This window comes from Longitalea arenae (assembly GCF_016924755.1).
Lineage (GTDB): Bacteria > Bacteroidota > Bacteroidia > Chitinophagales > Chitinophagaceae > Niastella > Niastella arenae.
Map to the genome: position 1 here is coordinate 299,464 of NZ_JAFFJX010000002.1, position 25,237 is coordinate 324,700.

18 protein-coding genes are annotated in these 25,237 nt (G+C 45.8%); 10 read left to right on the top strand and 8 right to left on the bottom strand.

Annotation, left to right across the window (positions count from 1 at the left end; all coding sequences use genetic code 11):
• Positions 1-798, top strand: coding sequence for an ABC transporter permease (locus tag JT717_RS06205; protein WP_240347860.1), 798 nt, complete (start codon positions 1-3; stop codon positions 796-798).
• Positions 799-804: 6 nt separating this feature from the next.
• Positions 805-1,542: an ABC transporter ATP-binding protein gene (locus JT717_RS06210; protein ID WP_205509335.1), complete on the top strand. Its 738-nt coding sequence runs from the start codon at positions 805-807 to the stop codon at positions 1,540-1,542.
• 79 nt (positions 1,543-1,621) lie between these two features.
• Here JT717_RS06210 and JT717_RS06215 read toward each other — a convergent pair whose 3' ends face one another.
• Positions 1,622-2,938: an O-antigen ligase family protein gene (locus JT717_RS06215; protein WP_205509336.1), complete on the bottom strand. Its 1,317-nt coding sequence runs from the start codon at positions 2,936-2,938 to the stop codon at positions 1,622-1,624.
• Between the two features lie 174 nt (positions 2,939-3,112).
• Between JT717_RS06215 and JT717_RS06220 the strand changes: the two genes are divergently transcribed.
• Positions 3,113-4,192: a glycosyltransferase family 4 protein gene (locus JT717_RS06220; protein ID WP_205509337.1), complete on the top strand. Its 1,080-nt coding sequence runs from the start codon at positions 3,113-3,115 to the stop codon at positions 4,190-4,192.
• On the top strand, positions 4,189-5,325 hold the full coding sequence (locus tag JT717_RS06225) for a DUF1972 domain-containing protein (protein ID WP_205509338.1): 1,137 nt from the start codon (positions 4,189-4,191) through the stop codon (positions 5,323-5,325). Before JT717_RS06220 ends, JT717_RS06225 begins: the two co-directional genes overlap by 4 nt.
• Positions 5,326-5,388: 63 nt before the next feature.
• Here the strand turns inward: JT717_RS06225 and JT717_RS06230 are convergent, their stop codons facing one another.
• Positions 5,389-6,642, bottom strand: a complete 1,254-nt coding sequence (locus JT717_RS06230) for a hypothetical protein (protein WP_205509339.1) — start codon at positions 6,640-6,642, stop codon at positions 5,389-5,391.
• Positions 6,643-6,659: 17 nt separating this feature from the next.
• On the bottom strand, positions 6,660-7,928 hold the full coding sequence (locus tag JT717_RS06235; RefSeq protein WP_205509340.1) for a flippase: 1,269 nt from the start codon (positions 7,926-7,928) through the stop codon (positions 6,660-6,662).
• A gap of 80 nt (positions 7,929-8,008) precedes the next feature.
• Here JT717_RS06235 and JT717_RS06240 point away from each other — a divergent pair, with 80 nt between their 5' ends.
• The 5 genes from JT717_RS06240 to JT717_RS06260 all read left to right on the top strand — a co-directional run bounded on the left by JT717_RS06240 (position 8,009) and on the right by JT717_RS06260 (position 15,341).
• Positions 8,009-8,854, top strand: coding sequence for a hypothetical protein (locus tag JT717_RS06240; RefSeq protein WP_205509341.1), 846 nt, complete (start codon positions 8,009-8,011; stop codon positions 8,852-8,854).
• A gap of 114 nt (positions 8,855-8,968) precedes the next feature.
• Positions 8,969-10,243 (top strand): O-antigen ligase family protein, encoded by a 1,275-nt coding sequence (locus JT717_RS06245; protein WP_205509342.1) that lies wholly within the window; start codon positions 8,969-8,971, stop codon positions 10,241-10,243.
• A gap of 316 nt (positions 10,244-10,559) precedes the next feature.
• A complete protein-coding gene (locus JT717_RS06250) occupies positions 10,560-12,350 on the top strand; it encodes an ABC transporter ATP-binding protein (RefSeq protein ID WP_205509343.1) in 1,791 nt (596 codons plus the stop codon).
• A gap of 46 nt (positions 12,351-12,396) precedes the next feature.
• Positions 12,397-12,861, top strand: a complete 465-nt coding sequence (locus tag JT717_RS06255; RefSeq protein WP_205509344.1) for a DUF983 domain-containing protein — start codon at positions 12,397-12,399, stop codon at positions 12,859-12,861.
• A 197-nt stretch (positions 12,862-13,058) separates the two neighbouring features.
• The gene (locus tag JT717_RS06260) at positions 13,059-15,341 is read left to right on the top strand and encodes a GH92 family glycosyl hydrolase (RefSeq protein WP_205509345.1); all 2,283 of its coding nucleotides are present in this window, start codon (positions 13,059-13,061) and stop codon (positions 15,339-15,341) included.
• 112 nt (positions 15,342-15,453) lie between these two features.
• Here JT717_RS06260 and JT717_RS06265 read toward each other — a convergent pair whose 3' ends face one another.
• From JT717_RS06265 to JT717_RS06285, 5 genes are all read right to left on the bottom strand, one after another.
• Entirely contained in the window at positions 15,454-17,292 is a 1,839-nt protein-coding gene (locus tag JT717_RS06265) for an ATP-binding protein (protein ID WP_205509346.1), read from the bottom strand.
• Positions 17,293-17,415: 123 nt separating this feature from the next.
• Positions 17,416-18,060 (bottom strand): response regulator, encoded by a 645-nt coding sequence (locus JT717_RS06270; RefSeq protein ID WP_205509347.1) that lies wholly within the window; start codon positions 18,058-18,060, stop codon positions 17,416-17,418.
• Positions 18,061-18,372: 312 nt separating this feature from the next.
• Positions 18,373-19,953, bottom strand: a complete 1,581-nt coding sequence (locus JT717_RS06275; RefSeq protein WP_205509348.1) for a DUF1501 domain-containing protein — start codon at positions 19,951-19,953, stop codon at positions 18,373-18,375.
• Positions 19,954-19,969: 16 nt separating this feature from the next.
• Positions 19,970-21,661 carry a DUF1800 domain-containing protein gene (locus JT717_RS06280; RefSeq protein ID WP_205509349.1) on the bottom strand — a complete coding sequence of 564 codons (1,692 nt, stop codon included), beginning with the start codon at positions 21,659-21,661 and terminating at the stop codon, positions 19,970-19,972.
• Positions 21,662-21,869: 208 nt separating this feature from the next.
• On the bottom strand, positions 21,870-23,045 hold the full coding sequence (locus JT717_RS06285; RefSeq protein WP_205509350.1) for an acetyl-CoA C-acyltransferase: 1,176 nt from the start codon (positions 23,043-23,045) through the stop codon (positions 21,870-21,872).
• A 789-nt stretch (positions 23,046-23,834) separates the two neighbouring features.
• Between JT717_RS06285 and JT717_RS06290 the strand changes: the two genes are divergently transcribed.
• Positions 23,835-25,001, top strand: a complete 1,167-nt coding sequence (locus JT717_RS06290; RefSeq protein WP_205509351.1) for a quinone-dependent dihydroorotate dehydrogenase — start codon at positions 23,835-23,837, stop codon at positions 24,999-25,001.
• Positions 25,002-25,237: the final 236 nt, after the last annotated feature.

Below are 25,237 nucleotides of genomic sequence, written 5' to 3' on the forward strand. Positions count from 1 at the left end.
ATGATCTTTTCAGTTCTTGGCGATTGGTTTTCTAGATCGAATAAATTTGAACGAATTTGGTTGCTTGCTAAGATTGAATTTAAACTCCGTTATTACGAGAATAAATTGGGGCTTTTTTGGGCCCTGTTAAAACCGTTGATGGACATTGTAATTTATTATACAGTGTTTAATATCATTCTTAATCAGCAAATCCCCGGCTTTGCTTCCTTTCTATTCATTGGATTGATTCTATGGAACTTTTTTGTAGAATCAACTACTGGAACTATTCAGATCCTGAACACTAAAAAGTATTTGTACGAGTATAGCAATATGAATAAGCTCGAAATTTATATTGCTACCCTGTTTAGTACTACCATAGGTTTCTTCTTCAATTTCATGATGTTCTTGTTGTTCTATAACTTTATAGAACCGGCATCAAAAGGAACAGGCGCCCATAGCCTGTGGATCATTCCCATTTTCTTTAACATGTTCATTCTGTCGCTTGGTTTTTCCCTGATACTTTCGAACATTTATATCATTGCCAAAGACATTAACCAGGTATGGCAGGTACTTGTACAGTTCCTGTTCTTCCTATCACCCATATTTTACAAGCTGGAACTATTCACTAAGGCATTACCTTCTATGACCTATGCCAATCCAATAGCAGGTATTATCATCAACGCCCGTATGGTTATGATCGACGGAACCACACCTCATTTAAAATTACTGGCTTATGACATGGCATATGCATTTGCATTCCTGTTATTTGGCTTGTACCTGTTAAACAAACTCGGATCAAAAGCTGCTGAAAAACTATAATCAATCATGGAAAAAGTGCCGGCCATTGAGGCGAAAAATATAAGTAAAACATTTCATATTTCAGAAGACAGCCATAATACTGTTAAGCACAGACTGTTCAATTTATTCAATCCGCCACGCGCCAAGAAAGTAGAGGCAATCAAGAAAATGGATTTCGTGGTGTACAAAGGAGAATGTATTGGCCTGCTGGGAAGGAATGGATGCGGTAAGTCAACCCTGGTACGTTTACTGGCCGGTGTTTATCCAACTGATACCGGACATATCAATATTTATGGCTCCACGCTTTTAATGAACCTGGGCGTAGGTATGAGCCACCAGCTTACTGCCCGCGAGAACATATATGTATCCGCATCCGTACTCGGCTTAAAGATCAAAGAAATAGACAATATTTTTGATAAGATCGTTGACTTTGCCGAGCTGCGCGAATTCATCGATACAAAGATCAAATACTTCTCATCTGGTATGGTGGCCCGCTTAGGGTTTTCCATCGCAGTAAATGCCGGCGCCGATATCATGTTCCTCGATGAAATATTTGCGGTAGGTGATATGAAGTTCCAGGAAAAAGCGGTAAAGGTATTTGAATCGAGCTGGATTGAAGGTAAAACGGTGATCCTCGTCAGCCATAGCATGGATGTAATTAAAAAATATTGCTCCCGTACCGCATTCATGAAAAACGGAAGCCTGGTTTTCTTTGGCGAAACCAATGAGGCCATTGACATGTACGTGAAAGACAATCACGAGTAAACTTAAAGGCTCTTACCTCCTACACAAATACATCTTTAATAAAAAAGCAAAAGTCTCCCGGTATAGGGAGACTTTTCTATTATTTATACAAATGAGCAGGATCAGCAGGCGGCTCCCTGTAACTCACAATAAAAGCAATAAAAAAAGCAAACATCATATTGCCCATACTGCGATCGAAATAGTTCTCAGGAATAAATGAGAGCATGAACGCAGCGATCACCAATATGCCAAAAAAGTCTTTTCTGTGAATGCAATGGCGCAAAGGCTCTATTAAAAATCCCCAGAGGAACAAGAGGAAACCGGTTATTCCAAAGGTTACCAGTATGTCGAGGTAATTGTTGTGCATGTTGCGGCGGCTCTCATAGGCAAAATCAAAATGTTTGGCTGCATATACATCTACCAGCCGGTGTAATTTGTCGCCCAGCTGTACCCCCAGCCAGGGATGCTGTTTTACCAGTTCCCATCCACAGCTCCATACTGCCAGCCTGATATTGGCGCCATTCCACTGATCGGGAGTTATCACCATATCGAAATGACTTTCCACCCCTTTATGGGTGTACTCATAGTTGGTATACTTCAGTTCCCGAAAACGGTTCAGGGTTTTCGGGAATATACTAACCAGTAAAATGCCCGTTACCGCCACGCCTGCCACCACCATTGCCAACAGCTTGAATTTCTTTTGCTGTACGGCATACCATATGGCCGTGCAAATAATACTGCCATATAAAGTAATAATGGCAATGCGGCTGGCCAGTAAAAAATTAGCCACCAGTAGAATGAACAGGCAACCATATACCAGCCACTTATTGGTTATCAGTTTTGAGCGGATGGCCAGCAGGTAACCAAAACCAAATACGGCCAGGTTCACCAGCAGGGCTATGTATATCGATTGTTTGTCGGTAAGAATGGTAAGATTGTCATTGTACAACAGCGTAAGGTCCTGCCTCGAAATAGTGTGGTAAACCGACCATACAGTGCAAATCAATAATGTAAACGCGGTGATGACCGAAAACACCCATATTATCCTTTCTTTCAGCGCCTGTTTAATATACACGAGCCCAAGCGAAACCGGGAACACGAATAAAGGCATCCGCACCACCACCCAGGAAAAACCTTCCGCCTGATCTTTTGAAAAATAAGCACTCACAATATGCAATAAATAAAACAGGGTCATGGCCACCACTTCTTTCCGCTTACGCAATAAATAATATTTTTCGCGGAATGTGCTGTAGAAGAAAAAGCAGTATACAGAAAGGAGCCCCAACGCCACATTGTTTACCGCTGGCATATGGCCAGGATAAAAAGTGAGCAGGAATATGACCACCAGAATATATAAAATTTTATCCTTTATCGTCAGTAAACCAGCCGCATTATCCATCAGGAACAGGGATCGCATATAGGGTATCTCCTTTACGGGCAAAAATACATTTACCCGGTTACTTACAGGAATAATATACTTCCAATTAACGAATTCATGATCCCTATGTTGCCGGGCGCAGGCAAAATAAAAATTATGCCAGGCAACTGTAGGGCATTTTGCTACGAATAAAATAGGATAAGAAAGGCTATCATGAAAATTGCGTTCATTACCAGGTCTACATTATTTACGGTTAAGGGCGGAGATACCTTTCAGCTCATCAATACAGCAAAGCAATTAAAGTTGCTGGGTATTGATGTAGATATTAAATTGACCAACCAGGAGATTAAATACCAGCAATACGACCTGCTGCATTTTTTCAATCTTGTGCGGCCGGCCGATATCTTATGTCATATTACCCGGTCGAAGAAACCATTCGTGGTTTCACCCAACCTGGTGAACTACTTTGAATACGATCAACTGTACCGGAAAGGCATCGCGGGCAGGCTGTTCCGTTTGCTGTCAAAAAACAATATAGAATACATTAAGACGATTGCCAGGTGGGCACAGCGGAATGATGTTCTAATGACTCCTTCTTATTTATGGAAAGGTCATAAAAAAAGCATTCAAACCATTTTACAGCAGGCCGCGCTGGTGCTGCCCAACTCTAAACTGGAATACGCCCAATTGGCGGAATATGACACTGCTTTGCCCGGTCATACCGTCGTTCCCAATGGCATTGACCCGAACCTGTTCCATTGGAACAGGAGCCAGCCCAAAGAGCCGAACCTGGTCTTATGTGTAGCAAGGATTGAAGGGTTGAAGAACCAGTTAAACCTGATAAAAGCGCTGAACAATACGAAGTACCGGCTCGTAGTGATAGGCAATCCGGCCCCCAACCAGTTACAATATTACCAGGCATGCCGCCAACAGGCAGCCGCCAATATTTCCTTTTTACAACAGATCCCCCAGGAAGCATTGGCCGGCTGGTATCAGAAAGCCAGCATTCATATTTTACCCAGCTGGTTCGAGACCTGCGGCCTTTCTACGCTGGAGGCAGCTGTTATGGGATGCAGCGTAGTGATCACTGACAAAGGGTACACCCGGGAATATATTGGGCAGGAAGCTGCTTATTGCGATCCGGCCTCCCCGGAAAGTATACTTGAGGCAGTGAAAAGGGCTGCAGTAACCCCGGCTTCAATTACCCTCCGCAAAAAGATCTTAGATCAGTATACATGGCAACAGGCGGCCCGTAAAACCGCCGCAGCTTATAAACAAGTATTACAACAATGACATTACGGATAGGCATCTTAGGTACCAGGGGCATTCCCAATCATTATGGCGGGTTTGAACAGTTTGCAGAATACCTGTCCACCGGCCTCGTTGAGAAAGGCCATGAGGTGTTCGTTTACAATTCACACAACCACCCCTACCATAGCAATACCTGGAAAAATGTGCAGCTCATTCATTGCTTCGATCCCGAATACCAGTTGGGCAGCTTTGGCCAGTTTATCTACGACCTCAACTGCATCCTCGATGCAAGGCGCAGGAACTTCGATGTGATCCTGATGCTGGGCTTTACCAGCAGTTCAGCCTGGGGTTGGTTCTATCCCAACCAAAGCACCCTCATTTTTAATATGGACGGCCTTGAATGGAAACGCACCAAATATTCAAAACCGGTTCAACAGTTCTTAAAGCTGGCCGAAAAACTGGCGGTACGCTTCAGCCACTATTATATTGCCGACTCCGTTGTTATTCAATCCTACCTGCAAAGTAAATATGCCATTGCCAGCGAACATATTCCCTACGGGGCAGAGATCCATTACAATGAAGATGAAAACCTGCTGCAGGAGTACGGCGTAAAAAAGAACGGGTATTTTTTGTTAATGGCGCGTATGGCTGCCGAGAACAATATCGAAATGATCCTCGACGGTTTTCATGCCAGTAACAGCACGAAAAAATTCCTGGTAGTAGGTTCTGTTGACAATAAACCGGGCCGTCAACTGGTACAAAAATTCGGCAATGACGAACGGATCGTATTCACCGGTGGCATTTATAACCATCCGCAAAAAATACATTCCCTGAAAGTATATTCAAACCTCTATTTCCATGGGCACAGTGTAGGTGGCACCAACCCCTCCCTGCTCGAAGCAATGGCCAGCCGGGCACTGATAGCCGCCCATGACAACCCCTTCAACCGTTCCGTATTACAGCAGGATGCTTTTTACTTTTCTTCCTGTAACGAAGTGCGGGAGATCATTGAGAACACCCACCGCAACGGCCGCGAAATGGTAATGATCAACAATAACCTCCAAAGGATCAGGGAACAGTTCAGCTGGGATCATGTCATAAAAAAATACGAAGATTTCATTCAACGCTGCGTACTCGAAAAGATGAGCAGGTCGTTACAGGGATCTAAATTCTAATTTCAAAGTTCTAAGTTCACCATTCAAAGTTCAAAGTTCTAAGCTCACAGCCTTAGTAGCGGTTTAACTGGTTAGCTTCATTACGCTGCCAACGTTCCGTTTTTTACCTGAAAAAACAGGTACGTCTCGTTTACGACAATCATACTCCTTAAAGACAGGCGTAAAGGCCATTATCCAGATAACATATTCCGCCACATTGGTTATGAAGCTGCCCGTGAACTGGTAAATAAAAATAAAGCTGAACAGGAGCAAGCGATAGTAATTGTTCCATACCCTGGTGTATACAAAAAAGAAACAGGCGGCTGCTATTCGTATCAAAAAACCGGTCCAGCCAAAAATGGCCAGCGTTTCCGCCGCCGCATTGGGTATCGCCACGCGGGTGGTATCGGCTCCATAGTGATAGTAATTGGTGATCAGGTCAAAGCCAAGGATCTTGATCTGGCCGGGGCCAATGCCCCACCAATAGCTCTTTTGACCCAGTAACTGCTCCGCCAGCCAGAAAGCCTCAAATGTTCTGCCCTTGCCTGAAGGATCTTTGCCGCTAAGAACATTTTCAATACGTACAAAGAGGATATTATCAGGAAAAAAAAGAATGCCCACCATCAATGCGGCCGCCCCCACCATACCGGCAAGCCCCAACAGGTTAACGAGCCGCCGGTTGCGAATAAATGTTTTGAAATGAACCGCGCACGTAATGGCAAGGGCCAGAAATATAGTGCTGATAACCCCCAGGGAAAATGAAAGCACCAGGGGCAATAACAGCATCGCCAGCAACAACCAGCTATTGATCGTGTTCCTGGAAAAGATCAACTGCAGCCAGAAATAAAAGAACAGCGGGGTGAACAGCAGGGCATAATAGGAAGGCTCATAGGTGAGCATGCTTAACCGCTTGAAGTTATACACCCCGGTTGTGAGGAATTGTTTCGCCCATACCCAAATGTTATATGGCGTAAAGAACAAGGCTATAGCCAGCAGGCAGAAAATAAAATTGATGACCAGCAGTTGCTGAAAGATCTTTCCCGGTCGGTCACATTGGAGCAGGAAAGTGTACACGGTTTGACTAAATACATACACCATGGTCATATTCAACAATGAAATAAAATAGCTTTTGGCATCTACTCCCAGGCAGCAATGAATAACGGCAAAAGGGGTTAGGAACAGCCAAAAAGGCCAGAGTACTTCCTGCCGCCTGGTTGCCAGCACCCAAAGGTAAAACAGCGGGCTCAACAGGGCAGTGTAGGTCAATCCAAATGGCAAGGCAAAAGAATTGATAAAAAAGTAAATGAATGCAAAAGGAAAGTATTTACTGATTCGCATACCAGTCTGTTGTAAAATTAGCGTAAGCCGGCGCTTACATAAGCTGCCAGTTTGTTTTTATATAGTGCCCTGTTTAAACCAATTGTAATAAACAATTCTGTGAGCAGCACACTCAGGGTGGTGCCTACTGCCCCCCAAAGAGGAACCAGGGTCAGGTTACATAGCGCGTTTATGAAAGCGCCCCGGGTCAATACATAGAGGTAACTTTTCTTTTGGTCGGCCGCCATTAACAGCTGGCTGGCCGGAATGTGCAAACAAACGATAACAGGCCCCAGGCAAAACAACCGTAACAGCAGCACTGCCTCGCCATGCTCCTGCCCCAGAAAAAATGAAATGATATAAGAGGAAAAGCTGAACAGCAGCACGCAGGCCAGTAGTACCAGCATTAAAAAAGGCAGGTACACTGTTCTGAAAAAGGAGCGCGTGGCCGACTCTCCCTTGTGCAGCAGCTGGCAGAGCGGCGGATATATTACCTGCGAGAACATAACGGCTATTTGCCGGGTGGCCAGGAAGATCTTTTCAGCAACACTGTAGTAACCGGCAATAAGGTCATTGGTAAACAAACGCAATATGAATACATTGATGCTTAAAAAAGTGTTGATAGAGATATTGGAGACCATCACAGGCCAGCCGTCTTTTAACTCTTGTTCCACATCGCGCCACCTGGGACGAAGCACTGGCAGTTGAAAAAGCCGCATGGCCTGAAAGATGCTTAAAATACCAGCCAGCAGGCTTCCAATGCCCATAAATAAAATAAAGAACCTGTTATCTGCCTTTTCCCTGATAAACGCAAATACCAGCACTACAAACAGTAAGCGCGCCAGTAATGTGTAAATGGTGATATACTTCATCTTTTCCACGCCCTGAAAGAACCAGCTCACCAGCAGCGCCTGCCCGATCACCCAGGTAAAACCGAACAGGTATAATTGAAAATGCGGTTTAAAAAAGGGCACCAGTGTGATCAGCAGCAGCAAGACCCCCAATAAAAGCAGGCAGATAAACAGTTTTGCAGTTAGCACCGTAACAAAAAGCCGGGCATTCTTCAATGCATCATCCCGGTGCAGGGCAAGGGCGCGGGTAGCCGTTAAATTAAAGCCATAATCGGTAACCGTACAAAAGAAAAGCATCACTACCTGGGCCACCGACACTACCCCATAGCCATCGGCCCCGATCCTTTTTAACACAAAAGGCATTACCAGTACAGGCAGCAAAAAATTCGTTCCCTGTAAAATGCCCAAAGCCACGAAATTCGAAAATACCCGGCTGCGCCTGTTGGTGCCTTCCATATCGATTTATTCAGAAAATGGTAAATGTCAAATTATACGATCAACGCAACCTTTATTTATTATTCTCCGTAGGTCTGTTTATGAAACAGGTTAAACGGGTACAGATCCCCACAGACGAATTTGATATAACGGCGCTTTTTGAAAATGCCTTCTCATTTTTCAGGCATTACGGGAAACTATTAGTTTTAGTTGCTTTGGCGGGTATGTTAACCGGATTTTTCCGGTTCTGGAATACACCGAACCTTTATTCCTCTACCCTCTTATTGCAACCAACCCTGCTAAGTGCTCCGGAACAGATTGCCCTGATCGACAACTGGTCGGCCCTGCTTACAAAAAAAGAATGGCCTGCGCTGGCGCGTTTATTCCGGGTCGAAGTGAGCACCCTGAAAAAATTAAAGTCCATTAAAACCGAAGAATTACAAAAGTCTTACGACCCTAAAAATTACTCCGCCTACACGCTAACCGTACTTGTAACCGACACGGCCGTTTTACGGCCCCTGCAAAAGGGCATTACGTATGCGCTTGATAACAGTGAACATGTGAAGGAGAAGTTGGCATTTAAAAGGAACAATCTGCAATCGATGATCCAATCCATGGAACAGGAAATAACGCGCCTGGGCAGCCTGCAATCAGCGGTTGAAAGCAGTTTGCACCAAAGCAGCCGTAGCGGCGGTCAGCTTATGTTAAACGTTTCGGACATCAGCGGGCAAATAGCCGGCCTGAAAGAAAAACAGCTCAACTTTAAAGAAGCTTTATCTTTCACCTCGGCCGTATATGTGTTGCAAAACTTTTACAGCCCATCAAGGCCTACCTACCCCCAACTGATCAAACAATTGCTAATGGGCTTGGCAGGCGGCCTCTTACTGGGCAGCTTCATTGCTTTTTACCTGCATATTCAACGAAAAACCAATGTCAATAGACAATAAGTAAAAAGCAAGGTGTTCCACATTTCCCGTCAACGCCAAAAGCACCTGGGCACACCTGATTACCTTTTTGAGGCGCTAACGCCAAACCGAATATTGAAAACGGGTATCGTTCGAATGACTGAAAAAAAGAACCTGATCAACTGCCTCTTACTTCTTCTTTACGGGTGTTTCCTGGCCAGCGTGGTTTGTGGCTTCAGGGCCATCAGCAGCATATCGATCGGGTTGGTATTAATGACCGCTATCATTAAAAACAGGATGGAAACCGGCTCCTGGCTGCATCCTGCTGCAAGGAACAGGTATGTATTGGCCTGCAGCTTGTTCTTTTTGTTGCAACTGATCCCGCTTGCCTTTAGCGATAATTTTATGGCAGCCTGGAAACATGTTCAGGTTAAAAGCGCATTGCTCTTCCTGCCCCTTAGCGTTTATTGTTGCCCATTCATCAATAAGACCCGCTTCCGGCTTTTGATGACAGCAACCGTTTTTATGCTGGCGCTGCTGCTTAGCTGGTGTTTAGGCGTTAGCTTTATTAAATACCAGCTCCATCATGCAGGCACAGGCATATTTTTTTATCACGAGCTGGTGGCTAACCTGGGGCATCATGCGGTACAATACGCGGTACTGGTGTATGCGGGATTGATCTGGCTCTTGCAAAGCGGTTACGAGGGCAGGTATCTTTTAAACAGAAATATACACCTGTTGCTGATGGGCTATTTCATTGCGGGCATTCTTTTACTCTCGTCGAAGCTGGTGATCCTTTTCATGGTGGGCAGCCTGGCCTATTATCTTTTTATTACGCTGAAAAAAAATACCAATAGCTGGCAGGTGGTTTTTGTTATAACGATTGCCGGTTTATTGATCAGCAGTATTATTCTGCTTACCACGAACCCTATCAGCCGCCGGTTCAATGAGATCATGCAGGGGAACATGGCCCTGGTGCAACAAACCTCCTTCAATCCCGGCGACTATTTTAACGGAGTGCAGTTCCGCCTCCTGCAATGGCGTTTCGTGAAAGAAATATTGCAGGAAAACAGGGCCTGGATCACGGGTGTTTCTCCTGCAAAGGCGCAGTCTTTCCTGGATCAGAAATACGCAGCCACGCACATGTACACCGGCGTAGCAGGCACAAATGACCGGGGATTTTTAGGCTATAATACGCATAACCAGTTCCTGGAATCCCTGCTGCAATCGGGGCTCATTGGCTTGTTTTGTTTTCTTTTTATCTGCTTTGAAACGGTCAGGCTGACCGTCCGGAAAAACAGCCGCATGCTCTATGCGTTCGTATTATTGCTGCTGGTTTACTGCTTTAGCGAATCAGTGCTTGAAACTCAATACGGCCTGATCATTTTTATATTTTTCCCTTTGTTATTTAGTTTCGCTAAAGCCCAGTGACACAGTTCATTGAATAGAACCGGTAAAGTTTGTAACGGCAGATTGCCTGCTAAATGCTCCCCGTCAATAGTTTGAAACGGGTCGCTAAAAACTATTAACGACCCATTTCGAGCTATAAATTATACGCCAGACCCTCTTTATATCCCATTTTCAGCGATAAAAGATCTTGCACCAGCACTCCCCCATTGTACTTTTCGCGGATTTCCCTGCACTCTTTGTTCAGCGGAAAGCCATTTTTGGCAGATTTCTATAAATTGTAGGCTGATTCCATTTCAGCTGGATAAACATTCGGGTTAGTAAACTGTTAATTGCAATTATGAAGATTCTATTCACGTATCTGAAACCATATAAATGGCTGGTCGTATTAACGCTTTTCCTGGCAGCCGTAAATACCGGATTTTCATTATTTGATCCCATCATTTTTGGCCACCTTATTAACCTGGCCAATAACTACTTAGACAATCCAAACAATTTCCCCGGCAGATCATTTTTTACCGCCACCACGCCCTACTATGGGGTCATTTGGCTTTTATTGGCGTCCATTGGCGTGGCCATGGTAAGCCGTATTGCAAAGAACTTTCAGGACTACTGTTTAAATGTGATCGTTCAGAAATTCGGCGCAAGGGTATTTACCGATGGGCTGAAACATGCTATGCGCCTGCCCTACCAGGAGTTTGAAGATCAGCGTAGCGGTGAAACCCTGAGTGTGCTCACCAAAGTGAGAACGGATACTGAAAAGTTCATGAATTATTTCATCAATATATTATTTGGTGTATTGGTAGGCGTAACCTTTGTAATGATCTACGCTTCATTGTGGATCAGCTGGTACATCACCATTGCATATGTTATCGGAATATTCCTTCTTACCTGGATCACTAACCTGCTGAGCAAAAAGATCAAATCCATCCAAAAGAACATTGTATCACAAACGACGGCCCTGGCCGGTGCTACCACTGAATCTTTGCGCAATATTGAACTGGTGAAAAGCCTGGGGCTTACCAACCAGGAAGTGACCCGTTTGAATAAGAACACCTATAAGATCCTGGGCCTTGAGCTTACCAAAGTAAAACGCGTGCGCAGCATCAGCTTCGTACAGGGCACTTTTGTAAATACCCTGCGCCAGGTAATTCTATTCATCTTAATGTATCTGATCTTCCACAAAGAAATGAACGCAGGCGAGATGGTGACCATGCAGTTCTTCTCTTTCTTTATATTCAGTCCGCTGCAGGAGATCAGCAACATCATTATTGCCTACCGCGAGGCAGAAGCATCCCTGAACAATTTTCATAACCTGATGCAAAAAAAGCCGGAAAGACAACCGGAACATCCGAAACACCTGGGCGATATTCAAACGCTCGATTTCCAGTCGGTAAGCTTTAAACACCAAACAGCACAGCAAAAAGCGATCGACGATATCAGCTTTTCTGCCAAAACCGGTGAAACCATTGCCTTTGTTGGCCCATCGGGCTCCGGCAAATCAACCCTGATGAAATTGCTGGTGGGTTTGTATCGTCCGCAGGATGGCAAGATCCTGTATAATGGCATCGATGAGACCGACATCAATTTTGAAGACCTGCGTAACCAGATCGGTTTCGTGACCCAGGATACCCAGTTATTCTCAGGCACGATCAGGGAGAACCTGATGTTCGTTAATACAACTGCCACCGAAGAAAACCTGATGGATGCCCTTAAAAAAGCTTCCTGCACCAATTTGCTGGCCCGGGCAGAAAAAGGCCTGGATACCATGATCGGGGAAGGCGGTCTTAAATTATCGGGTGGTGAAAAGCAACGCCTGTCCATTGCGCGGGCACTCTTGCGCAATCCACGCTTGTTGATCTTTGACGAAGCCACTTCTTCCCTGGATTCACTCACAGAAGAAGAGATTACCAATACCATAAAAGAGATCTCATCCCAGCGCAATCAGATCACGATCCTGATAGCTCACCGTTTATCAACCATCATGCATGCAGATCGCATATATGTACTGGAAAAAGGCGATGTAGTGGAAACCGGCAGCCACGAAAGCCTGCTCGAAGAAAAAGGTTTGTACTTTGCCATGTGGCGCCAACAGATCGGCGAACGTAAGAAAACCCTGGCAACGGCATGATCCCGGCTAATTTTTATACTTTTGCCGTTCAACAATCAGGTTCATCATGCCCGCTTCGTCAAAACCCAATTTCCTCTGGAGCATCCTAACCATGAAATGTCCCCGTTGCCGCCGTGGACCCATGTTCAGGAATAATAACCCCTGGAAGCTTAAAAAAGTGTTCGATATGCCTGTACATTGCGAAGAATGCGGTCAAAAGTTTGAAATGGAAGTAGGCTTCTGGTACGGCACCGGTTATGTGAGTTATGCATTATCGGTGGCCCTCTCTGTAGCCACTTTTGTTGCCTGGTATGTGCTCATAGGTATGAGTACCCAGGACAACCGGTTCTTCTGGTGGTTAGGCATCAATATATTTCTGCTCATCGTTTTACAACCATGGCTCATGCGTATAAGCCGGGTCATCTATCTGTACTTCTTTGTACGCTACGATCCCAATTATAAGAACACCAGGGCCAAAAAATTCGATTATGAAACTGATTCTTACTATGAGGGCGGGGAAAGCCAGCAATAAATAAGCGATCGTTCTCACAAGTATATAAGACGCCATAAACGCTGTTTATGGCGTTTTTTTTATGTTCAGGCCAGGCCAAACCACTCCATCCTGTTGCTAGATGATATTAGCACTAGTTTTGTAGGCTTCATTCTATTTATTATAAAAAAGATACATGTAAGTTAAAGGCCATCTGGCAAAAAATTAAACATATTTCGATGAAAAAACGGTCGCTATTGTTATGGGTGTTACCCTTATCCGCATTTGCACAACAAAAGAACCTGGTACAATATGTAAATCCATTGATCGGTACACAACGCATGGGACATACCTTTCCCGGCGCTACCGTTCCGTTTGGTATGGTACAGCTCAGTCCCGATACCGATACCCTGCCCTATGAAATGAATGGAAAGTATAATCCCGATGTATATAAGTATTGCGCCGGTTACCAGTACGACGATAAAACCATCGTGGGTTTCAGCCATACCCATTTCAGCGGCACGGGCCATAGCGATCTGGGCGATTTCCTCGTTATGCCTACCAAAGGCGAGCTACAGTTGAATCCCGGCATTGCCACTGATACAAAGACCGGCTTCCGCTCTGCTTTTTCCCACGCCAATGAAAAAGCAGAAGCAGGTTATTACAAAGTACAGCTGGATGACGATAACATCACTGCTGAATTAACCGCCACTACGAGAACCGGATTTCATCAATACAGTTTTCCGAAAACAAATGATGCCCATATCATCTTCGACCTGATGCATGGCATTTACAATTACGATGACAAGAACGTGTGGACCTTCGTTCGCGTAGAGAACGATACGCTGGTTACGGGTTACCGGCAAACCAATGGCTGGGCACGTACCCGCACCGTTTATTTTGCAATGACCTTTTCAAAACCTTTCAAGGAATATGGCTGTAAAGACTTCAGCAAAAAGCAGGTTTACCGCGGCTTCTGGCGCAAGTTCGATCAGTCGAAGAACTTTCCCGATCTAGCCGGCAAGCAACTGCGTATGTTCTTCAACTTTGACACAGAGGAAGGCGAAAAGATCAAGTTGAAGCTGGCCTTATCATCAGTAAGTACGGAAGGCGCCTTGCTGAACCTCCGAACAGAAATACCGCACTGGGATTTTGAAAGAACAAAAGCAGCCGCACAGGCCAGCTGGAATACAGAGCTGTCAAAGATCACGGTAGAAGCAGCCGAATCGGAAAAACAGAACTTTTACACAGCCTTATACCATGCCTTCCTGGGTCCTACTGTTTATATGGACGTTGACCGCAGGTACCGGGGGCTCGATCAGAACATTCACACCGCCAGTAACTTTACCAACTATACCACTTTTTCGCTCTGGGATACTTACCGCGCCCTGCATCCTTTCTTCAACCTGGTACAGCCTGCGCGTAATGGCGATATGATCAATAGCATGCTCGCGCATTACGATCAAAGCGTGTTGAAGATGCTGCCCATATGGAGCCATTATAACAATGATAACTGGTGTATGAGCGGTTATCACAGTGTGTCGGTGATTGCAGATGCCCTCGTTAAAGGGAATAAATCATTTGATGCGGCCCACGCGCTGGAAGCCTGTGTTGCCACGGCTACCCGCAAGAACTATGAAGGGCTCGACCAGTACATCAACAAAGGTTATATTCCCGATGAAAAGCTGGGCACCTCCGCTTCCACTACCCTGGAGTATGCCTATGATGACTGGTGCATAGCACAGATCGCGCGCTTACAGGGGCGTTCCGATGTCAATGCCACATTCTTAAAACGGTCGGCCAACTTTAACAACGTGTACGATGCAGGAACTGGCTTTATGCGCGCCCGCAGGGAAGATGGCAGATTTAAACAGGAATTTGATCCTTTAAGTACGCATGGACAGGGTTTCATTGAAGGTAATTCCTGGAATTACAGCTTTTTTGTGCCGCATGATCCCGGAGCATTGATCAACTTAATGGGTGGTAAAAAGAAATTCAGCGCCCGGCTCGATACCCTGTTCACCATGTACCTGCCCGATAAATATTTTGCCGAAACAGAAGACATTACCCGCGATGGCATCATTGGAAATTATGTGCATGGCAATGAACCGGCCCACCATGTGGCCTACCTGTACAACTTTGCCGGACAGCCGGCGAAAACGCAGCAACGGGTAAGAATGATCCTGAAAAATCAATACAAACCAGCGCCTGATGGCTTAGGCGGCAATGATGATTGCGGCCAGATGAGCGCCTGGTATCTTTTTTCAACGCTGGGATTTTATCCGGTATCACCGGGATCTGCTGAATACCAGTTGGGCAGTCCGGCCATCAATAAAGCGAGTATACAACTCGAAAACGGGAATACGTTCAGGATCGAAGCCATTGGTCAAAGCGATAAGAATGTATATGTACAGAAGGTATTGTTGAATGGCAAACAACTTACGCAGCCGGTTATCAGTCATGAAGACATCAGCAAAGGGGGTACACTTACATTCTATATGTCGGCCAAACCCAATAAATAAAATCAAAAGCCCCGATGGTACCATCGGGGCTGTAAACATATATCATCAAGGGTTAGTAAGTAAAGGTATAACGTTAAGTTACAAAAATTATTATAATCAGGCAATAGCCTATTTACTTCTTTAATGTTACTGTAAAAACCGATCCCACCCCTATTTCACTTTCGCAGGTGATGCGGCCGTTGATCTCTTCCACAATCCTTTTCACAATTGACAGACCAAGCCCATTAGAAGCTTCTCCATCTGTAGGCCGGGAAGAGATCTTGCTGTATTTCGAGAACAGGAAAGGCAATTCTTCTTTTTCAATGCCCACGCCTTCGTCGCGCACCTTAATAACAACGGTATCCTGCTCATCGTGAATGGTCATCCATACCTGCCTGCCATGTGGGGTATATTTGATAGCATTCGATAACAGATTTTCACAAATGCGGCTCACCAGGTAGCGGTCGCTTAAAATGAACAGCTTTTTCCCCGAGACCTCTGTATGCAGGTGGATATTCTTTTTACCGGCCATCGGTTTAAAGTTGTCGGCCACTTCTTCTGCAAGGGCCTTCAGATCAAATTTTTCCAACTGCATTTTGTGATTACCGATATCTGCCCGTTCTACGTCGAGTATCTGCCTGATGAGGCGCTCTCCATATTCACCGGCCTGCAATATGCGTTTCAGCGCTTTTTGCTGTTCCGGCGATAAACGGGCGGCGTCATTCTCAAAGACCTGGCCCCAGATCTGTATGGTGGCAAAAGGCGTATTCAGGTCATGCGATACGATACTTATGAGCGAGTTCTTTTCATAGTTCAGTTCTGATAACTTTTCGTTTTGCTGTACAATGAGGTCATTGGTTGCCATTAACCGCCGGTGCGCGTTCCGTTTTATCACAAATCCTATTGCAATTAAGACCCCAATGATCCCGAGGGCTGCAGCTACCAGGGTAAGCTCACGGGTGCGGATGGTTTCCTTTTCTATTCTTGCCTGCAACAGTTTGTTCTCAGCATCGCGTTCACTGGCATGAAAGCGTTCCTGCAGGGCCGCAATGGTCTTATAGGTATCACTGTGCAGAATAGCCGTATCGAGCGAATACCATTTCTTAATGTACTGGTAGGCTTTACTGTAATTGCCCTGGTACTCAGCCAGCTTGGCCAGTATGGAATAGCTATCGGCCTCCTTGCTTTTTGATTCCAGCCTTTGCGCCAGTTCCATGGCGCTTTCTGCATACCTGGTGGCTGAATCAAACTGACGTTTTTCCGCATACAGATCAGCCAGGTTCAACCTGGCCACCCATAATCCGTTCAGATCACTATCCCTTGAATGTTTGATGAGGTTCTGCCTGAAATAAGGCAGCGCTTCATCAAACTTTTTTTCTTTGAAATATAAATTGCCCAGGTTATTATAAGTGCTCGATAAGCTGATAAGTCCCCGCCGCTCCAGTGGTTTGCCCAATTGCACGGCCTTTTCGAGCAGGATATGCGAGCTGTCGTATTGTTTCAGCTGGGTATAAATAACCGCCAGGTTATTATACATATTGATCAGGGAAGGTATTTTTCCATCGGCTTCCGACAGCCGGGCGCATTGTAAATAAAACTCTTTTGCCTTTTCCGGTTCCCTGATCGCAAAATAAGCAATGGCCAGGTCGCTGAGGGCCGCAAGTTCATATTCCGGTGCATGAATTGACCGGGCGGCCTGTAAGGACTGCAGATAATAGGCAATGGCTTTTTCATAATTATTACTCAGGTCTTCAGAGATCCCTTTCAGCCGCAGGGAAAGCACATTGCCCTTATTGAATTTAAGCTGTTCGGCTTCTTTTGAGATGTAATCGGCGTAGTAGCGAATGGAGTCTATCTTGTCTTCGGAGAAATCGAGGCAACGGTCGTACAAGTTCTTTAACTGTGTTGTATCGACCTGTGCAAATGAACATACGCAGGAAATCAAAGCCCCTATTAGCAGATAGTATTTCACCGGATTGCCGAATTATACTACCAAATTAAGGGTTTTTACTTATTAAGTAAAGTAATTGCTGTAATTAAAGTATCGTTACGTGATAGCGCCCTGTTTATTAAATGTTTTGAAGACAGGAATGGATCATTCGATGAGCTTGTTCTTTAAAGCGAACTTTACCAGTCCCACAGTATTGTTTACGCCCAGTTTGGCGATCAGGTTCTTGCGATGGGTCTCTACCGTACTTACGCTTAAGAAAAGTTTTTTGGCAATTTCTGAATTACTGTATTCTTTGCAGATCAGGGTCAGGACTTCTATTTCTCTTTTTGATAATATTTCATCTACCTTCTTATCTTCAATAGTTACCGTATTGCGGAAATCCTGGTTGGTATCGAGGATGTTGATCTCTTTACTGAAATATTTGTTGCCGCCGGCAACGGTTTCCAGCGCTTTGGTAAGTTCGGCAATATTGGTATTCTTCAGCAGGTAACCCTGGATATCGTATTTCAACAGCTTGTGAATATAACGGGTGCCGCGCATGATGGTGAGGTACAGGATCTTCAGCCCCGGTTGAATCTCACGGATCTTCAGCAGCAGCTCTTCTTCGCCAATATCAGGTAAGTGTACATCAAGCAGCAGAATGTCGATTTCATTGTTCGGTAACTGGCTCAGGAGGCTTTCACCCGTAAAGGCGGAACCGATCACCTCTATGCCGGGTTGCTTGTTCAGCAATAAAACCAGGCCCTCAAGGTATAGTTCATGGTCATCTGTTATAAAAACCTTCAACATAGTCAAAATTAAAGACCGGTCAGTTTTCAGGAATAATGGTTATTTACCGATCCAAAGCAAATTAAAACTATTTACTGTAGGATAACAAAAAGGAGGCCATTCCATTTTTTTTAAATTCCTTATTGCGCAAGGCCATCGCTGCTGTTGGCGCATAGGCCCGCCCTGGCCGTCAGCCATTTCCTTGAATCGCTGAGCATTTAGCAAGTTTTAGCAAAGCAGATGTTGCCGGCCATCAGCAAGCGTTGGGTTAAATGAAAAAAGCCTCCTGGCAGAGGCCGGGAAGCTTTCCTTATACGGATTAAATTTTCTACGTCATCGCGTTTTCAGCATGGGTCGTACCTGCTGGGTGGCGCCGTTTTGAAAACGGGCATAATAAACACCCAATGGAAGCCCATACCCGTCGAAGGTTACAGTATAGGTACCGGATGTATATACTTTGTCTGTAAGCACTCGTATAACCCTGCCCATGGTATCCAGCACCTGTACCAGGGTATGGCCGCCTTTGGTATTGAAGGTGATGGTGGTTCTTTCAACAAATGGGTTCGGATAGTTGATGATCAACTGCTCGCCATCGTTCCTTACATCGTCGATACCGGTGGCGCCACAGGCCGGATTGATGACCAATGGAATGTTCGGGAAATCGCGCAGCAAAACGGTTTTCAGATCAGCATCGTTTACACAGAACCATTGCCTCAGGATAGAAGCATAAATACTTCTGAAATCGTATTGATAAGGAACGTTGTCGTTTAAGCGCGCATTGGACGAAATGGTTGGATTGGTACCAATGATGCCGCCCCGGATATTCTTACCAAAGAGGATGACCGGTGCGGCAGCGCCATGGTCAGTACCATAACTTCCATTCGATTTTATACGGCGGCCGAACTCTGAAAAGGTCATACCGATCACCCTGTCCTCAACGCCCAGTCCTTTCAGGTCGTCCATAAAACATTTAATGGCATCAGACACGCGGGCCATCAGTTTGGCATGCGTTCCTACGGTTGTATCGGCAGTATCTACCTGGCTCGAATGGGTGTCGAAACCTCCGGTGCTAACCATGTATACACGGGTCTTTAAACCGCCTTTCACCAGCCGGGCTACGATCCGAAGCTGTTGGGCCAGGTCATTGTTACTCGGGTAAGACCCCTGGGATGTGACTTTGGCGGCAGCAGCTCTGATAACATTTCCGTAGGCTTCCGTTTGTCCCATGATCATGCGGATATATTCCAGCTCTTTACCCCAGGGCGTTGCAGGCACCGGGTCATTTACGTTATCAAGGTAATCGTAGAAGGTGGAAGGGTCGCTGATGGTCATACCCATGGGGAATGAAGGCCCCTGCGATGCCAGCGATGCAACAGAACCGATCTGAATCGCCAGCGGATCGGGCATTTGCGCTGTTGGATAACCAAACGGGAAGTTTGGAAATTCGAGATTCAGGTAGCGGCCGATCCATCCGCTGTAAAGTACCTGTTCCGAATCGGAAGCAGACATCCAGATATCGGTTGCGCGGAAGTGAGAAAAGTTAGGCCTGTCATATCCGACAGCCTGTACAATGGCCACTTTGTTTTCGTTATACAGGGTTTGTATACCGGTCATGCTGGGATGCAATCCTGTTTTTGAGGTTCCGTTCAAAGGAAGGATCTTGTTCTGGGCGATCGCAATATTGGAACGGGCATTATAATAGTCTCTGTAAATTTCAATGGGGATCACCATGTTCAAGCCATCGTTACCACCATTCAGTTGTATCATCACTAATACCTTGTCGGTGTCGGTAGCCATGAGGGCCCTCACCAATGGAGAGGCGCCTGTAAAAGCCTTAACGGAAAAACCGTTGAGTAAGGCAGGCAGCGTTACAGATGCAGGCAATGTTTGTTTAAAAAAGTCTCTGCGCTTCATAAGATCGGTTTTAATGTTAAGCTAATTGATACTCGGCCAGGTTCATCAAACGAAGGAACAGCGTTTGCAGGCGGGTAGCCACCGTATTGTACGCTGCCATATCGCCGGGCGTATTGTACAATTTATCGTATTCATCTGACCAGTAGTAATCCTGCACCTGGCCACTCAGCAATATTTCCCCTTTCAGCTTTGCTTTAACAGTAGCAGAAAGCGGTACCCGGTAAAGCACTTCCACGATCGCATCGATCAGGAGATTCGGATCGCGGGCAAGTGCTTGCGGCCAGCTGTTTTTCGTAAAGGCTACCGGATCAATGATCAGCTTAACATTATCGCGCATATAACCGCGCATCAGCATCGTCTCGATGAACCTTGCCCGTTTAGGCACGGTATCGTGGTTGATCCACATTTCATAGAACTGTGGAAGCTGGTAGTAAGCGGGCCAGCCTGAAACGCCGGGCGGGTCTCCAATATTCTGCTGCATCAGCACCGACTGATTGTGCAGAAACTCCAGCATATTATAGTAATTGACATAATCAGAAGCGGCAGGCATGGCTACATCAAATTCCCGCATCAGCATTACGATCATATCGAGCGGGCTCTTGATCAAACATCCCTGGCTATTGGGATCAAAGAAATGTTCGCTTTTTAACAGCGTAGCCAGCACCGGCTTAATTTCCCAGCCACTATCGCGGAACTGCCGGGCCAGTGGTTTTATAACGTTGGTAATGGTATCGGGCTCAATAGTGTAATACACAAACCATGTGTACAGTTTTTTTACAATGAATTCAGAAACCTCTACCGATTTGGTGAAGATCATATTGATGAGATCATCCAGCTCGGCCTCGCCACCGGTAGCATCGCTGCGGCCGGCTATTACGGCGCCATTATAAAATGAAGAGAATGTTTTACTGTTCTTGTCGTGATCCTGAGGCTTGAAGTACACCGATTCATCTTCGGGCTTTATGCGCCAGCCGGTGAGTACACGGGCAGCCGTCATCACATCGTCTTCTGTATAATTGGGATTGTTCTCTTTTCCCAGGGTAAATAATTCCTGCAGCTCCCGCGCATAGTTCTCATCAGGAGCCGTATAGGTGTTCAGATAGCCGTTGAGGTAACGCAGCATGGCAACGTTCAGGGTCATGTCTTTTACCAGTTTCTTAAAGTTGCCAACGGCGCTTTCACACAACAGGTTATGATAACGATAACCATAAGTGCCTATTTCATCATACATCGTTGATTCGGTTGTCCAGTGATTGTGCCAGAACAGGATCATTTTTTCGCGAATGCTTCTGTCCTGGTTGATCATGTTGCCGATCCACCAGCACTTCAAAGAATTCATACGCCTGATATTGGCGCCCGGATCTTTTGAAATGGTGTTCACCCAAGTTGCTCCCTGTGCTACCGTATAGTCTCCATCGGTAGCATCAATGTCGGCATTGTCGTAATTTTTCACGGGAGGCGCCGGGAGGGAAGTGGGTACATTCAACAGTTCATCAACCGCCTGGGATAGAGACATATTCTTGAAATGTTCAATGTCTGCTCTTTTGGCCCCGAACATGGTTCGTTTCAATAAATGAATGACTTCTTTTTCTGTCCAAGGACCGGAGTAAGGTGCTAATCCGGAGTAAATTTGCCGCAAGCCTGCATAGGGCTTCGGAGAAGTAGCTTTGGCTCTTCTTTTCAATGTGAAGAATTCTCTTCTGTCCATAAGGTTGATTTTGGGAGATTGCATTCATATAGTCGGCCTTTTGACTACATGATGACAATCCTAGTATGAACGGTGATTGAACAAAAATGTTGCCACTTGATGTTTTGGGGATAAGTGACGTACATTTTCATCGGCTGCTCGTACTAGTACGAGCATAAAAAAAGCTGCCTCCAATGAGAAGCAGCTTGCTACATAAAAATTATTTTTACTAATTAATATTTTCTATAATCCCTGCGATACCCTGACCACCACCAACACATGCAGTAACGATCCCGTATTTTTTATTCAAACGTTTCATGTCATGCGTAATTTGTATAGTCAGCTTACAGCCGGTACATCCTAATGGATGTCCCAGGGCAATGGCGCCGCCATTTATATTAACGATCTCAGGGTTCAGCTCAAGCTTACGGATAACAGCCAGCGCCTGCGAGGCAAATGCTTCATTCAATTCAACCAGGTCGATCTGACCCAGGCTCATAGAAGCCTGCTTTAACACTTTGGGCACTGCTTCTACCGGACCAATACCCATAATACGTGGATGCACACCCGCTGATGCGCAGGCTACCAAACGGGCAATGGGTTTCAGTCCCAGTTCGTTCACCATTCTTTCACTCATTACGATTACAAAAGCAGCGCCATCACTGGTTTGCGAAGAGTTACCGGCCGTTACCGTTCCGGTGGCTGCAAATACCGGTTTCAGTTTATTCAATACTTCCAGGCTGGTATCTTTCCGCGGACCTTCATCGGTATCAACTACATAAGTCCTGGTCTTCTTTTTATTCTTTTCATCGAGGTATACTTCTTCAACCGTGATCGGTAAAATGCCATTCTTAAAGTAGCCATTCGAGATCGCATTGATGGCCTTCATATGCGATTGATAAGAGAATTGATCCTGGTCTTCCCGGCTCACATTATATTCTTTGGCCACTGCTTCAGCAGTTAAACCCATGCTCAGGTAATAATCCGGTTCATCTTTCGCAATGGAATAGGCAGGTACTGTTTTCCAGCCGGCAGTTGGCACCAGGCTCATGCTTTCCGTTCCACCGGCAATGATGCACTCAGCCAGGCCGGTGCGAATTTTAGCGGTAGCAATGGCGATGGTCTCCAAACCCGAGGCGCAGTACCGGTTCACCGTCATGCCGGGCGTATCAAAGCCCAGTGCACGGGCCGCAATGATCCTTCCCACCTGTAAGCCCTGCTCTGCCTCTGGTACCGCATTTCCTACGATCACATCATCTACCCGTTTGGGATCCAGTTGCGGAACAGAAGCCATCAAACCTTTGATCACATCAACGGCCAGATCATCGGGCCGGTAAAACCGGAAACCGCCTTTTTTGGCTTTTCCAACCGCTGTGCGGTAACCAGCTACGATATATGCTTCCATATTATAAAGTTTAGCCCCCCAGCCCCCAAAAGAGGCAGCAAGAAGCAGGTTAAAATTATTTTTATTTTACAGACATCCATCAGGCAGATATTGCCATTTATATTTTGCGTTTTCCGATGGTCTTTATACCTATCGTCGTTCTTCCGCACTTTGCGAACACGCAAACGTCATGATGCACTATACTACTAGTTGTTTATGCAACTTTCTATACCAAAGTTAAGGATTGCCGGGGGGAAAACAAAATTGCCGGGGATACCGGGTGGCAAGTTCGAGGTTACAGGTTACAGGTTACAGGTTACAAGTTCCAGGTTACAGGGTGCAGGAAAATTCAGTTCCCGGTTACCGGTTTCCTGTCACCGGGCACAAACCAAAAGCATATTAATTATTGGCTGCCATGCAGAGATCAGGGCTGGCAACTGGTAAACCGGAGACAGGTTACAGGTTTCAGGGGGTGCGGTTACAGGTTACAAGTTCCAGGTTACAGGGTGCAGGAAAATTCAGTTCCCGGTTACCGGTTTCCTGTCACTGGGCACAAACCAAAAGCATATTAATTATTGGCTGCCATGCAGAGATCAGGGCTGGCAGTTGGTAACCGACAACTGGTAACTGGTAACTGGTAACTGGAAACCGGTAACTGGTAACTGGTAACCGACAACTGGTAACTGGTAACTGGAAACCGGTAACCGGTAACTGGAAACCGGTAACTGGCAACTGGTGAGTTCATCCCCTTTCCGGCTCCCTGAAACTTGTACCCTGTAACCTGAAACTAATTTATCTTCGCATCGAATTATGTACAACTTACTTCGCCGCCTGTTGTTTTGTTTTCCTACAGAAACGGTCCATCATTTTTCCATGAATATGATGAAACTGGGCTGTTCTGTGGGCCCCATCAGAAAATCCATTTCCGCCCAATGCGCGCCCACTCAGGTCGGCCTGTCAAAAGAGTTGTTTGGCCTCCGGTTTAAAAATCCGGTCGGACTGGCTGCCGGGTTCGACAAAAATGCACTCTACCTTACCGAGCTGGAAGCCCTGGGTTTTGGCTTTGTGGAGATCGGGACTGTAACGCCCAAACCACAGGCCGGAAATGACAAACCCAGGCTGTTCCGCCTGCCCAAAGACAAGGCCCTGATCAATCGCATGGGCTTTAATAATGATGGCGTACAGGTAGTGGCCCAGCGCCTCAAAGACTGGCGCGAGAAGCAAAGGACAACAAACAACAAGCAATGGCCAGGCGGCAAAATGCAAACTGCCGGCAGTAACAGTTCTCCTTTACATGAGGGTTCCCATTCACCATTGACGATTGACCATTTACCGCTGATCATCGGCGGTAACATTGGTAAAAACAAGGTCACGCCCAACGAGGACGCCTGGAAAGACTACGAGATCTGCTTTCGCGCCCTGTTCGATTGCGTAGATTATTTTGTTGTGAATGTAAGTTCTCCCAATACACCCGGCTTACGGGAATTACAGGAAAAAGATTCCCTCCGCAAGATATTATCCCACCTGCAAACCATTAATCAACAGGAAAGCGGCCAACAGGAAAGCGGAGCAGAAACCGATCGCAAGCCTAAACCTATCTTATTAAAAATAGCCCCCGATCTTACGCCCCAACAGATCGATGATGTAATAGACCTGGCTATGGAAATAAAATTGGATGGACTGGTTGCTACCAACACCACCATCAGTCGGGAGCAGCTGCAAACAACCGGTGAGCAGCTCGAGTCCATTGGCGCGGGTGGACTAAGTGGTGCGCCGGTGCGCAAACGTTCCACCGAGATCGTTCAATACATACATCAAAAAACAAAAGGGCAACTGCCAGTCATTGCCTCCGGTGGTATTTTTACGGCTGCCGATGCCCGGGAAAAACTCGCCGCCGGTGCTTCCCTGGTGCAGGTATGGACCGGCTTCATTTATGAAGGCCCGGCTATAGTAAAGAATATTTGTAATGGACTTTAAATGACCAGTGCGTGACCACCGGAAACTTGCAAAGGGTCATAAACCCAGCGGGTGATCGAAGGGCTGGCAACCATTTAAATACAAAACGCTAAAATGTTTTGTCTTTAGCTACCACTACATTATTGCCGGTTATTTTTTTATTCCTGTTGAAACAATTCGGCATATGTTCCTACTAATTAGGCACTGATGCAAAAAGAAAGCATAACCATTGCATATTGCTTATTGCCTGTTGCCAA